The 14,158-nt window shown below is 36.5% G+C and carries 12 protein-coding genes; 3 read left to right on the top strand and 9 right to left on the bottom strand.

The window, feature by feature from the left end:
• Positions 1-126 precede the first annotated feature (126 nt).
• On the bottom strand, positions 127-1,026 hold the full coding sequence (locus NYE73_RS19100) for a DMT family transporter (protein WP_112116429.1): 900 nt from the start codon (positions 1,024-1,026) through the stop codon (positions 127-129).
• A gap of 132 nt (positions 1,027-1,158) precedes the next feature.
• Between NYE73_RS19100 and NYE73_RS19105 the strand changes: the two genes are divergently transcribed.
• Both NYE73_RS19105 and NYE73_RS19110 read left to right on the top strand, forming a co-directional pair.
• Complete coding sequence (locus NYE73_RS19105; protein ID WP_004233792.1) at positions 1,159-1,881, top strand: MgtC/SapB family protein; 723 nt, start codon at positions 1,159-1,161, stop codon at positions 1,879-1,881.
• Positions 1,882-1,895: 14 nt separating this feature from the next.
• Complete coding sequence (locus tag NYE73_RS19110; RefSeq protein WP_048395811.1) at positions 1,896-2,879, top strand: cation diffusion facilitator family transporter; 984 nt, start codon at positions 1,896-1,898, stop codon at positions 2,877-2,879.
• A 53-nt stretch (positions 2,880-2,932) separates the two neighbouring features.
• Here NYE73_RS19110 and NYE73_RS19115 read toward each other — a convergent pair whose 3' ends face one another.
• From NYE73_RS19115 to pruA, 5 genes are all read right to left on the bottom strand, one after another.
• On the bottom strand, positions 2,933-3,631 hold the full coding sequence (locus tag NYE73_RS19115) for a hypothetical protein (protein ID WP_048395809.1): 699 nt from the start codon (positions 3,629-3,631) through the stop codon (positions 2,933-2,935).
• Positions 3,632-3,991: 360 nt separating this feature from the next.
• Entirely contained in the window at positions 3,992-5,155 is a 1,164-nt protein-coding gene (locus tag NYE73_RS19120; RefSeq protein ID WP_259951311.1) for an iron-containing alcohol dehydrogenase, read from the bottom strand.
• 367 nt (positions 5,156-5,522) lie between these two features.
• Entirely contained in the window at positions 5,523-6,767 is a 1,245-nt protein-coding gene (locus tag NYE73_RS19125; protein WP_004233781.1) for a Glu/Leu/Phe/Val family dehydrogenase, read from the bottom strand.
• A gap of 83 nt (positions 6,768-6,850) precedes the next feature.
• Positions 6,851-8,044, bottom strand: a complete 1,194-nt coding sequence (locus NYE73_RS19130) for an ornithine--oxo-acid transaminase (RefSeq protein ID WP_004233780.1) — start codon at positions 8,042-8,044, stop codon at positions 6,851-6,853.
• Positions 8,045-8,294: 250 nt separating this feature from the next.
• Entirely contained in the window at positions 8,295-9,839 is a 1,545-nt protein-coding gene (gene pruA, locus NYE73_RS19135) for an L-glutamate gamma-semialdehyde dehydrogenase (protein WP_103118703.1), read from the bottom strand.
• A gap of 145 nt (positions 9,840-9,984) precedes the next feature.
• On the opposite strand from pruA, the gene NYE73_RS19140 reads away from it, so the two are divergent.
• On the top strand, positions 9,985-11,292 hold the full coding sequence (locus tag NYE73_RS19140) for a sigma 54-interacting transcriptional regulator (protein ID WP_103118704.1): 1,308 nt from the start codon (positions 9,985-9,987) through the stop codon (positions 11,290-11,292).
• Between the two features lie 41 nt (positions 11,293-11,333).
• Here the strand turns inward: NYE73_RS19140 and yugI are convergent, their stop codons facing one another.
• The 3 genes from yugI to NYE73_RS19155 form a co-directional block, all read right to left on the bottom strand.
• Positions 11,334-11,711: a S1 domain-containing post-transcriptional regulator GSP13 gene (gene yugI, locus NYE73_RS19145; protein ID WP_004228409.1), complete on the bottom strand. Its 378-nt coding sequence runs from the start codon at positions 11,709-11,711 to the stop codon at positions 11,334-11,336.
• An 86-nt stretch (positions 11,712-11,797) separates the two neighbouring features.
• The gene (locus NYE73_RS19150) at positions 11,798-13,450 is read right to left on the bottom strand and encodes a hypothetical protein (protein WP_048394471.1); all 1,653 of its coding nucleotides are present in this window, start codon (positions 13,448-13,450) and stop codon (positions 11,798-11,800) included.
• Positions 13,443-13,991, bottom strand: a complete 549-nt coding sequence (locus tag NYE73_RS19155; protein WP_048394469.1) for an RNA polymerase sigma factor — start codon at positions 13,989-13,991, stop codon at positions 13,443-13,445. Before NYE73_RS19155 ends, NYE73_RS19150 begins: the two co-directional genes overlap by 8 nt.
• Positions 13,992-14,158 lie beyond the last annotated feature (167 nt).

Genomic DNA, 14,158 nt, shown 5'->3' on the forward strand with positions numbered 1-14,158 from the left:
CGTTTTCAGCGACTTTATTATCTTATCTCATCCCCAACTAAAAGTCAACAACTTTTCAAAACTTTATTTTCAAGCGTTCCTTCTTGTTAAGGACAAGTAATAATATATAATATAGCATTTTAAAAATCAAGCATTTTTCTTAAAAAAATTAAAAATCTTTTTAATATCTATTACAAACAATAGAATTCCTGCTAATACAATCAATCCACCGATGATTTGTGTCATGATTAAATACTCTTTAAATATCACCAAAGCTAAAAGAGCAGCTCCTACAGGCTCAAATAATATAGCAATTGAAACAACATTCGTACTGACGTATTTAATTGACCAATTAAACAAAGTATGACCAAGTAAATTTGGTATTAACGCTAATAAGATAAACCATAACCAATCCATCGAAGAATATGGACCAAAAGATTCCCCTTTAACCATTACATATATAAATAAAGTGATGGTACTTACAACATATACAACCATTGTATAGGTCACAAGTGATAATCTCTTACGTACATCCTGTCCTAATAGAAAATAAGCTGTCGCTAGTGCACAAGCAACGAGCGCCAGTACATCTCCATATAAGGCTGTTCCACTTACTTTAAAATCGCCCCAACTAATTAAAACACTTCCTATTATTGCAATTGATCCTGCTACAATTGTTTTCATCGTAATTTTCTCTTTAAAGAAAAAGTAAGTGCCCACAAACGCAAACAAAGGTTGTAGTGTTACTAAAACTGTTGAACTTGCTACTGAAGTATAGTTGAGTGATTCAAACCATAATATAAAATGAAAGGCTAAAAAAATCCCTGCAACTGAAGAAAATAGCCAATCACGTCTTTTTAAAGTCGTTAACTCCTTTGTATATCCCCTTAAAAACCATGGCGCCATGATTAAAACGGAAAATAGCATGCGATAAAATGCTATAATCCCCGCTTCCGCCGATGCTAATTTCACAAAAATAGCTGACATCGATACTGAAATTACACCAATCACAATCGGGATGTATGGATGGATTTTTGGCTGCTCCAAAAAACCCCACCTTCCTAAAAAAATACTTATATGTCCTTACTTCATGTTGTACAATACAAAAAAGTGATGCACATATAATAATGACAGTTTGCATATCTCTTAGCAATACGAAATATCAATGGAGGGTTGTGTATGGAAACATTATTCGAAAATATGATTACATATGAAGTTGGCATAAAATTAGTTATTGCAGCCACATTAAGTTTAGTAATCGGTATCGAAAGGGAATTAAAGAAAAAACCAGTTGGATTAAAAACAAGTTTAGTTATTGCTACTTTCAGCTGCTTATTAACGATTATCTCCATTGAAACTGCCTACTCAACCCCCGCTAGAGAAGATATTAATATTACGATGGACCCTCTTCGTTTAGCCGCACAAATTGTTAGTGGTATTGGCTTTCTTGGTGCAGGAGTCATTCTAAGACGCGGGAATGACAGCATTACGGGTTTAACAACCGCTGCTATGATTTGGGGAGCCGCTGGTATTGGTATTGCGGTTGGTGCAGGTTTTTACATGGATGCAACACTAGCTGTTGTGATCATTGTTTTTGGAATTGAAGTACTATCACCTTTTCTTATGAAAATCGGACCAAAGCGAATTCGTATGCGGGAAATTTTGTTAAAAGTCCAAATTGATGATGACAACCATACAGAATCATTTCTATTATTTTTAAAGGACAACAACATTATCATTGAAAATATACGCATTAAAGATGTGCACTTAAAAAACGATAGTGTTTTACATGAGTTAGATTTACGTCTTTCCTTAATCGTCTCGGATAATTTGTTGTCATTTTATCGTTCATTACGAGCACTATCTTATATAGAAAAAATCGAAATGGAAATTTTAAACTAGTTGGAGGATTTTTTATGGCAGAACTATTAAAACTACTAAAAGACGGTAACAAACCCTCTCTAATGGCTGCATGTGTAAATGCATTTTTAGGAATTATTAAAGGAATCGCCTTTTTCTTTACAGGTAACGTTGCGATGTTTGCAGAAATGATGCACTCTCTAGGCGATGCAGCAAACCAATTATTTGTGTATATAGGTTCAGCACTCTCTAAAAAGGCACCTACAAAACAATTTCCCGGTGGCTTTGGTCGTATTGTCAATTTAGTATGCCTTTTCGCCGTAATAATTGTAGCTATCCTTTCTTATGAAACAATAAAAGAAGGTTGGCATCATTTTATTCATCCCACAGGAGAGTCTAGCGGGATATTGATTGCCCTAGGAGTATTATTCATCGGGATTGTTTTAGAAGGGACAGTGCTAGCTAAAGCGGCTGCAGAAGTGCTACATGAATCAGGTCAAGAAAAAGCAGGTATCGCATCTATTCCGAAAGCATTCACATACTTGAATAGAGCAAAACCGGCAACAAAATTAGTTTTTATGGAAGATTTAGTTGCTACTGGGGGCAACTTCTTAGCCTTTGCTGCTATTTTAATTGCTTATTTTACAGGTTGGGGTCGAATAGAAGGACTAGTTTCAATGATAATTGGGGTCATGATGTTTTATGTTGTAGGTAAGGTATTCCTTGATAACGCACGTGGTGTCATTGGTGAAACTGATGAAGAGATGTTAAACCATATCGCTCACCTCGTAATGGATGATCCAAATATCAAAGATATTGTGCGTCTTGAAGTGATTAAAGAAGGAGAGTTTTTACATGTAGAATTAGTGGCTGAAGCTGATCCGCTTTTATCGTTAGCCTTTTTAGATGATGTTCGGGATCATTTAACAGAGGTAATCCTAAGCCAAAAAGGAGTATCTAAAGTAGCTATATTATTCGACGAAGATGATGGGAAAACAAGCTGGATACATGTTGGCGAAAAACCAAACAACTCCATTTAATACTTTATAAAAACAAATAGCCAATTGCCGTATTTCAGGCAGTTGGCTATTTGTTAGACCAATTTTAAATTAGGAATATCCTCATAACCTACATAAACATGGTTTGTAATCATAAAAGTAAGTAATTTATTACAAGCAATCATTTGTCTTTTACCATTCTGCTGAATAACGATTTTTGAAAATAGTAAGGAGGCTTGACGATTAGCTAATGCATATTCTTCTGCATTGAGAATATTTCTGCCATCCACATGACAACCCAACACGAAATTTCCTAAAAAAGAATCCTTTAATACATTCGGATGCATGGATTGGTAATGTACTTCAGCAATTGAATCTTCTATATTCATAAATTGATGGGCTACCAAATAATGTTTTAAAGCACCTTTTAAATCAATTGCAATAGCTGTATCTGCTAAAATTGTTCGATAATAAACAGGAACAATCTCAGCACCCCCCAAATACGGCTTAACTTCTACAACAATTTCTCCAGAAGGACGAACAAATAATTGTACAATTGCTTTATTTACACCATCCGAAAAAATAACATTCGTTCGCCCAAAACGCACGCTTTTAAAAAATATACTTTGATCTACAATGTATCCAGTGATAATTTTATCATTTTCAATTTGCAATGATTTCGCTTCAATCCCCAATACCTCTACACAATTTTGCATTTTATAAACATGTTGCTGAAATGGCATTTCTATACAACTTAATGTAACAATACGATCCTGTAGCAATTGTTTCAACATTTGATCCCTCTCCTCTTTGTTTAATATTGTAATTATTTTAGTAAAGGTGGCTGAACAACTTCTGAACATTGACACACGAATTGACTGATTACGACAAAAAACTATCCTTTTCTGTCATTCCATAAATCACCTTATAGTAAAACAATCTACAATATAGGTTGAATGACTCAGCTAAAAACATGACTTTCCTCACTTAAAATAAAGAAAAATACATTTATATTCCTTCTATTATGTATCTATTTTATTATATTGCAGGACTAAAGAAACTTCTACGACAAAATTCTACATTAATCGTTAATTTTTCTTAACCTTGCAATAAAAAAAGTATGAGGCTATAAGCATAGCCTCATACTTAAAGTATTAAAGAGAATTTCGTAAAATGGTTCTTACATCTTCCTCTTGCAATCGATTAAAGTTGCCAAAAGGGCCATTTTGCATAGCATGATCTACAATTTGCTGGAATTTCGAATCATCAATATCGTAATCTGCCAAACGACTAGGTGCCCCTAATGATGTCCAAAATATAGATAAACGATCAATCCCCTCATAAGCAACCTCTTCTACTGTTTTGCCTGTTGCCTCGACTCCAAACACACGTGTTGCTATACCTGCAAAACGCTCAGGATTTACTGGTACATTTAAACGCATCCAATGCGGTTGAAGAATGGCTAAACCACCTGCATGTGGAATGTCATATACAGCAGATACTGCATGTTCAATATTATGAGATGCCCAATCCCCTCGTGAACCAATTGATAGGAACCCATTTAAACCAATTGTCCCTGCTAATAGAATAGTTTCGCGTAACTTCGTATTTTCTAGGTCCTCTAATAATTTTGGAGCTGTCGTAATAACCGTTCGCAATACCCCTTCACACATTTCATCTGTGATAGGAGTATTCGTTGTATTGTGGAAATATTGCTCAAATACATGCGACATCATATCCACTATTCCATACACAGTGTGATTTTTAGGTACAGTCACTGTATATGCAGGGTTTAGTATCGAAAATTTCGGGAAAGCTGCTGGACTACCCCAACTTAGTTTTTCTTCTGTAGCAGCATTCGTTATCACAGATCCAGCATTCATTTCTGAGCCTGTAGCAGCAAGTGTTAATACCGTACCTAGTGGTATAGCTTGTTCTACAAACACTTTACGTTTCACGATATCCCAAGCATCGCCATCATACTTAGCGCCAGCAACAATTAATTTAGAACAATCGATTACTGAACCACCACCCACAGCAAGAACTAAGTCAATTCCTTCAGTTTTGCATATCTCAATACCTCGTCTAGCTGTTTCTACTCGTGGATTTGGCTCTACACCACCTAATTCAAATACGGTTTTATCCGCCTGTTGTAATTTTTCTATAACAGCATCGTATACACCATTCGATTTAATACTTCCGCCACCATATACAACTAATACCTTGTTTCCAAATTGCTCTAATTCTTTCGGCAATTTTTCAAGTGCATCCTCACCAAAATGTAGTTTCACTGGGTTAAAAAAAGTAAATGAATCCATCTAATTCGCCCCTTTCTAGTTGGATTTTCTCATAATTACGCTAGAGAAAGCAAAGATTAAACGCTGTCAACACTTTGCTATTTCGAAAGCGTTTTTTCAAACTGTTCAGATTTTGTTCAGACAATAGTTGTATAGTACTACTCATTACATAAAATAAAAGGAATTTTTGCACATGCTTATTATTGTAATTGTTGTCGTAACCATAATTTTGGGCTTTTTTCTGCTAAGATTTTTTAAAATCAAAAAAATAAGAAACGAAAAAAAGATGCTATTAGAGCAGCGCCTAGACCACCTTCTTCAATCAAATAAAAACGAAAAAAATGAGTCATCCCAATAATATAGGAATGACTCATTATCTTCTTTTTACTTAAACCCAACCACGGAAGCGAGAAGCTTCTGCAGTACGGCGAACACCTACCATGTAAGCTGCTAAGCGCATGTTGATGTTACGTGTTGTTGCTGTTGTATATACATTATCAAATGCTTCGACCATTTTTTTGTATAGACGTTCTTCCACTTCTTCTTCTGTCCAATAATAACCTTGGTTATTTTGCACCCATTCAAAGTAAGAAACTGTAACTCCACCTGCAGAGGCTAATACGTCTGGTACAAGTAAAATGCCACGCTCTGTTAAGATTTTAGTTGCTTCAGCTGTTGTTGGACCATTTGCTGCTTCTACTACGATATTTGCTTTCACATTATGTGCATTGTCAGCAGTAATTTGATTTTCAATAGCAGCTGGTACTAAAATATCACAATCAAGCTCTAACAATTCTTTGTTTGAAATTGTGTTTTCAAATAAAGTAGTTACTGTTCCGAAGCTATCGCGACGATCTAATAAATAGTCGATATCTAAACCTTCAGGATCATGAAGTGCACCATAAGCATCTGAAATACCGATTACTTTCGCACCTAAATCATGCATGAATTTTGCAAGGAAGCTTCCTGCGTTACCAAATCCTTGAATAACAACACGAGCACCTTTAATATCAATACCACGTTTTTTTGCTGCTTCTTCGATTACGATTGTAACACCTTGTGCAGTCGCACGGTCACGACCTTGAGAACCACCAAGTACTAGTGGCTTACCAGTGATGAAGCCTGGAGAGTTGAACTCATCCATTCGGCTATATTCATCCATCATCCATGCCATAATTTGTGCATTTGTAAATACGTCTGGCGCAGGAATATCTTTTGTTGGTCCTACGATTTGACTTACCGCACGAACATAGCCACGGCTTAAACGTTCGATTTCGCCCATTGACATTTGACGAGGATCACAAATGACACCGCCTTTACCACCGCCGTACGGTAGATCGACAATACCACATTTCAATGTCATCCACATTGAAAGCGCTTTAACTTCCTCCTCAGACACTTGTGGGTGGAAACGAACCCCACCTTTAGTTGGTCCTACAGCATCATTATGTTGTGCACGGTAACCAGTAAATACTTTTGTTGTACCATCATCCATTTTCACTGGGATACGTACTTGTAGCATGCGAAGCGGTTCTTTTAGTAATTCATACATTGCTTCATCATAGCCAAGTTTATTTAGAGCATCTTGAATGACATCTTGTGTTGATGTGAAAAGATTTAAGTTTTCAGACATTATTAAATCGCCTCTTTGTTTTTTTTAATGATAGTTATCGGCATCATTGTAACATACTTCCGAATTAAAATGTGAACATTTTGTTAAAGTTTAAATACTTTTTCAATTTGTTCAATTGACCAATCTAAATCCTCTTGAGAAATAACAAGTGGTGGTGCAAAACGAATTACTGTATCATGTGTTTCTTTACATAATAGACCTAATTCTTTAAGTTTTTCACAGTATGGACGAGCTGCTTCTGTTAGCTCCATACCGATAAATAAACCACGACCACGTACTTCCTTAATAACTGGGTTGTTAATTTCTTTTAATTTACCTTTGAAGTATTCGCCAAGTTCGTGTGAACGCTCTGCTAATTTTTCATCTAATAATACTTTAATTGATGCAATTGAAACTGCACAAGCTAAAGGATTACCGCCAAAAGTTGAACCATGTGAACCCGGGTTGAATACACCTAAAATACTACGGTTTGCAGCCACACAAGAAATTGGGAATACGCCGCCACCTAGAGCTTTACCCAAGATATACATATCTGGTTCTACTTCTTCCCAATCACAAGCAAACATTTTACCTGTACGTGCTAAACCAGCTTGAATTTCGTCAGCAATGAAAAGTACATTGTTTTCACGGCAAAGTTCACGAGCTGCTTTTAAGAAGCCTTCTGTTGGAATGACGATACCCGCTTCACCTTGAATTGGCTCAATTAAAAATGCAGCAGTGTTTGGTGTAATAGCCGCTTTTAAAGCTTCAAGATTACCATAATCTACTAATTTAACATTTGGTAGCATTGGACCAAAACCACGACGGTATTCTTCATCAGAAGATAAAGATACAGCTAGCATTGTACGACCATGGAAGTTACCATTACATGCAATAACTTCAGCTTTACCCTCTTCTACGCCTTTTACATCATATGCCCAACGACGAGCTGCTTTAAACGCAGTTTCTACTGCTTCAGCACCAGTATTCATTGGTAATACCATTTCTTTATTTGTTAATTTCCCTACTAGCTCATACCATTCACCAAGGTTTTCACTGTAAAAAGCACGTGAAGTTAACGTTACTTTATCAGCTTGCTCTTTTAAAGCAGCGATAATTTTTGGGTGACGGTGTCCTTGGTTTACTGCTGAATAAGCAGATAACATATCTAAATATTTGTTACCTTCTGGATCTTTAACCCAAGCACCCTCAGCCTCTGAAATAACGATTGGCAGTGGATGATAGTTTGCTGCACCAAAATTTTGTGTTTGTTCAATAACTTGTTGAGTTTTTGTCATATCCTATTCTCTCCTTACTAATCATGTTGAAAAACTTTATAAAAGAAAGGGACTATGTATCACTATAAGTAGAATGATTAAGAATATAGCAACAATTCAAACGGTAAATTTGCTAACTTCTCCAAGGTAAACTACGTCATGAAAGTCTACGGTTTTAGCCAGGGTAGCGTTACCTGGAGAAGTGTCACAAATTCATTCAAAATGCCTCAATTTCTACCTACTTTGAACAGCCCTCACGTCAATGTGAAAATTAAAGCATTTCTGAAGTTGTTTTTGCTTGCATATGCAGTTGTAGGTAGTCTGGACCACCTGCTTTTGAATCTGTACCTGACATGTTGAAGCCACCAAATGGTTGGTAACCTACGATTGCACCTGTACAGCCACGGTTGAAGTAAAGGTTTCCTACATGGAATTCTTCACGTGCTTTTTCTAGGTTCATACGGTTTGTTGTGATAACAGCGCCTGTTAAACCGTATTCTGTATCGTTTGCAATTTCAATCGCATGGTCGAAATCTTTTGCTTTTGCAATGGCTACCACTGGTCCGAAGATTTCTTCCTTCATAATACGAGCAGAAGGATCTACGTCCGCGAATACAGTTGGTTGTACGAAGTAGCCGACTGAATCGTCTGCTGTACCACCAGCTACTAAACGACCTTCGCCTTTACCGATTTCGATGTACTCTGTAATTTTATTGAATGCTGCTTGGTCAATAACTGTTGCCATGAAGTTGCTATAATCAGTTGGGTCACCCACTGTTAAAGCGTTTGTTAACTCTTCTACGCGATTTACCACTTGCTCATACACATCTTCTACGATGACAGCACGAGAACATGCTGAACATTTTTGACCTGAGAAACCAAATGCTGATTTCACGATGGATTGTGCAGCTAATTCTAAATCTGCTTCTTTATCCACTACGATTGTATCTTTACCGCCCATTTCAGCGATGACACGTTTAATCCAAATTTGGCCTTCGTTTAATACTGATGCACGTTGGTTGATACGTAAGCCAACATCACGTGAACCTGTGAAGCTGATGAAGCGTGTTTTTGGATGATCGACTAAGTAGTCACCTACTTCAGCGCCAGAACCTGGTACGAAGTTCACCGCACCTGCTGGAAGACCAGCTTCTTCTAATACTTCGATAAATTTATACGCTATAACTGGCGTTGTTGAAGCTGGTTTTAATAACACTGTATTCCCTGTTACTAAAGCAGCTACTGTTGTACCAGCCATGATTGCAAATGGGAAGTTCCAAGGAGAAATGACAATACCGATTCCTAATGGAATGTAGTCATAACGATTATATTCACCTGGACGGCTTTCGACTGGCTGACCGTTTTTAATGCGTAGCATTTGGCGACCATAGTATTCCATGAAGTCGATTGCTTCCGCTGTATCTGCATCAGCCTCTGCCCATGGTTTCCCCGCTTCTTTTGTTAATAATGCAGAGAATTCATGTTTGCGACGACGGATAATCGCTGCCGCTTTGAAAAGAACGTCCGCACGAATGGCTGGATCAACTTTTTTCCATGTTTTGAATGTTTCATCTGCCGCTTGCATCGCTTTTTCAGCTAAATCTTTACTTGCTTTCGAAACGCGACCAATGACTTCTGTTTTCTTTGCAGGATTGTACGAAACGATTTTATCTTCTGTTGTAATGCGCTCGCCACCAATAATTAGTGGGTAGTCTTGACCTAAGTAACCTTCAACTTTATTTAAAGCCTCTACATAAGCATTGTAGTTTGCCTCTTGTGAAAAATCTGTGAATGGTTCGTGTTTGTATGGAATCATACTTAATCCTCCCTTGTGAGATGTGTTTGGGTATGCAAAAAACATTGACGCAAAATATCTTTGCGTATAAAATATTCTTACACTTATTATAATGCAAAATTTCGTTGCATATTTCAAGTAAAAAATTTTTGAGGTGCACATTTTTATGAAAAATTCTGAACCTTTACTACCTTTTTATGAGTTTATTGCAACAAATGTATCCGTTGGTATTCATGCAGTAGACCTATCTGGCAAAACGATTATTTACAATACGAAAATGAAAGAAATTGAAGGATTTCATTTTGATGAACTTGCGGATCGTTCCATTATTGAAATGTTTTCCTTCCGTCAACATGAAAGTACGTTAATGCGTGTTTTACAAACGGGAAAAAAAGAAATTAACGTTAAACAATCCTACTGGAATAAAAATGGTCATGAAATTACAACAATCAATGATACTTTTCCACTTTTTGTTGAAGGCAAACTGATTGGCGCAATCGAATTTGCACGTGATATTACCTCTCTGGAAAAGCTTGTTTATCAACCCCTTCGTCGTTACGATGAACCATTAACATTTGATATGATTAAAGCTGATTCTGAATCCATGAAGCAGGTTATCGACAACGCTAAAAAAGCAGCTGCTGTAAAATTACCAGTATTATTAATTGGCGAATCTGGCACAGGGAAAGATTTAGTAGCAGAGGGCATTCACCACGCCGCTTCACCTGATCCTGATGCCTTTGTGACACTCGTTAGTCGCCGTTCAGCTCAATCGGTGCTTGATAAATTACAGCAATTATTAGAAGAAGATAAAGATTACACCTTCTTCTTCGAACGTATAGATTTTTTAAGCTTAGACATTCAAGAGCAACTTTTGGATATACTACATTCACTTCCACAGTCCAAATATATGCTAATTGGCAGTGTGGGCAGTGATCCCATTACATTGATTGCCGAAAAGAAGCTGTCAAAATCTCTATATTATTTCTTTGCTACAATGGCCATTACCATTCCTAATTTAACGGATCGAAAAGAAGACATTCTTCCATTTGTAGAAGATTATTTTAGTCGACATCGAGAACGATTTGCTTCACAAGTCACTGAACTTGCACCAGATGTACAGGAATTATTTTTACAATATGATTGGCCAGGAAATCTAAAAGAGCTTGAGCTACTACTGGATGAAATTGTTTCATTTATGACAACGGAATCCACTGTTACTTCAGATTTATTACCTTTACATTTCCGCTTCAAAGTGCAGCAGCAAGATACAAATAATCGTGAACCAGAATTTTTTATGTTCCATCAAAATCACAATGTCATGCCACTCGATGCCTATTTGCGTGAAGCCGAATCATATTATGTGCAAAATGTCTTAAATTTATATGAGGGCAATATTACAAAGGCAGCGAATGCACTTGGTATGAGCAGACAAAACCTGCAATATCGAATCCGCAAAATAAAAAAGCAATAGAAAAAACGAGGATACTTTCATTCGAAAGCATCCTCGTTTCTTTATTGACCAGATTGTTCAATCCAGTCCTGCAATTTATCTTTTAAGGAATTAAAACCATTTGCATCCGATTCATCTACACGGTCCTGCAATGATTTACGTGGTGGTGCATCTTTTTTTCTTACTGTTGCTGGGCGATCCTGTAGCGCTCTCATCGATAAACTAATTTTTTCGGCCTCTTCATCGATTTCAAGAATCTTGACTTCAACTTCTTGCCCAACAGCTAAAAATTCACTAACGTCCTTCACAAAGCCGTATGTTATTTCCGAAATATGCACAAGGCCTTGCGTATTGTCATCTAGTGCAACAAATGCACCGTATGGTTGAATACCTGTAACTTTTCCGGTCAACACGTCTCCTAATTCATATTTTTTTACCATAACCTTTGCCCACTTTCTTTTGTTTGCTACGTATATATCGCTTAAATTATAACATACGTGTAAAAACGGGGCAAAAAATCATCTCATCAATCCATGATACCAATTATACGGTAAAAACCATCTTCATTTTGAGATAATCTAAACAAAATTTGCTTGCCATACTCTTTTTGATGTTCTTCATCAAGTCGTACAGCCACCATTGGATAAATTCCATTGTATTGCGACATTTGGCTAATTATGGATAATCCTTTTACTTTGTTTAAAAAATCAGACTCTATTTCTACATTTGATAGGATTACTTTCTCTTGCAATGATTCATCTCCAATAGAAATTGCATATAAATAAAGGGATACCATATTTAAAGGACTGAGCTGATTAATAAATGGTTCAGGGTCACTTTTCAAATACTGATCATAAATTCTCTTAATTTGTGCAATCTCTGCATCATCGATGTCTACAATATTAAATTCTTCAACTGCCGTATCTTTCCTAACTTGCAAAATGGCCGCTGAAATATCTTGTATTGACAGCCCTACTAACGTTTCTGAGTTGTTATATTGGTGTAATTCATTTAAAATAGTTGCCGCATTCTTTGTCATTACCTCCCCATACTTTCCATTAGCAACTTTTTGTAAAAAATTCAGGTATTCTTTATTAACGATTCCCTTTTCAGCATACACTTGATAATTAGTGGATCCTTTCATTAGAGCTAACCAAGTATTTTCAAATACTGCCTTTAATTCCTTATAAGTAACATTCGCCGTATTGATATCAAACAACAATGAACGCTCCATAATTTTCAAGGATTCAGCTGTTTCTTCTCGTGTATACCTCAAGCCTTCTTCTCCTACTAAAAATCCTTTTTGTAAAAACTCAAAGTAACCAAAAATATCAGGGTGCATGTATTTTATAGGCTCAAAAGCAAATTCCCCATCGATGGGATTAGCTTTAAAATAATAGGAACCATCCGTATCCAAATGAAGTTCCATATATTGCTTGCTTGCTGTTTCAATGATTGCTTTTAAATCTGATGGATACTGACTACGATCTATCTTTTTCTTGAAAAACTGTTCATAAGGTTCAAGTAAAGAATTAAAATACATTTCTATGTCATTAAGCGATTGCTTATATAAGCTAAAGATTCCGTAAGATTCATTAAAGGATAATGGCCCATATCCTTTGATTGTCTCTAAGGCTCGTCTTGGGGTCATTAATCCGTCTAAAATTTCTTTCTCCATTATTTGCAATTCCCAATCCTCTTCTATCGGACGTTCGTAACTCGTATAGAAGGCCAACATGGAATCTGCATTTTGAATATATGAAAAAGTATTCAGTTCTTCTACTGAAACTTTCAACTCTCTACTTATATCTTCTTTCACTCTCTTATATTTCTTGGTGATTCGCTCTACCCATTTTTCATACGTCCCTATCGTTTTGTCATCATTTTCTTGGGAAATCTGTTTATCACTGTTATTGTATGTTTCAGGCTGTCTAATCATATATGAAGTTCCTAATAAACCCACTAATAACACGCTCGCAATACTTACAAACCAGACAACCGACTTTTGCCATCTTGAGGGGCGCTGATGACCTTTATTGATAATTTCAAAAGATAATTCCTTGGATATATCCTCTTCTTCAATTTGTTTAAAGACAGTATCAGGATCAAGCTTCGCTTCCATTCGTTCATAGGATTTTTTCAGTAGTGCCATACGTTGGTCAAATTGCTTATCATCCATTTTCAACACTCCCATCTTGCATTAATGCTGCCTTTAGCTTTTCCTTCGCTCGTAATAATCGCACTTTCACCGTCGATAACGAAATATTTAAAACTTCAGCGATTTCTTCGTATTTTAATTCGTGGAAATAATACAACACGAGAGGATAACGGTATTTTTCGTCAAGTGCCTGAATAGCACGATGTAGATGCCTGTCCTCTTCAAACAAAAGAACATCCTCTTCAGCAGATGAATGAGTCTTTTGCTGTTGGGCTTGTAGCTTGTCCTCTTTAGCCTGCTGCCGTTGTTCCTTACGATAATAATCACGCGTAGCATTTAATGTGATTTTATAGAGCCACGTGGTAAATCGATCCTGTTTAAATTGGTGTAAAAAGCGATATAGTTTAACAAATACCTCCTGTGAAACATCAGCTAAATCATTTGTATGTACGCCACATTGAAAGGCAAACTTTTCAACGGTTTGTTGATGTATGCGGATAAGCTCGATATAGGCTTCTTTATCTCCTTGCTGCGCCCTTGCTATTAGTTCAACCTCCGTCATAGCTCTCCCCCCTTTTTGATAATGAAACGAAGTATTCTACCTAATTGTTACATAATTTAAATGTCTTTCCTCATATGTCATCTCTCTAAATTTTTACTCCATCAAATGTCTTTCATGCTATCATCAATTTTCTGATATTTGCTTGTGTTATGAGAATATTGAGGTAA

Origin of the sequence: Lysinibacillus sp. FSL K6-0102 (assembly GCF_038003545.1) — a bacterium.
Lineage (GTDB): Bacteria > Bacillota > Bacilli > Bacillales_A > Planococcaceae > Lysinibacillus > Lysinibacillus capsici.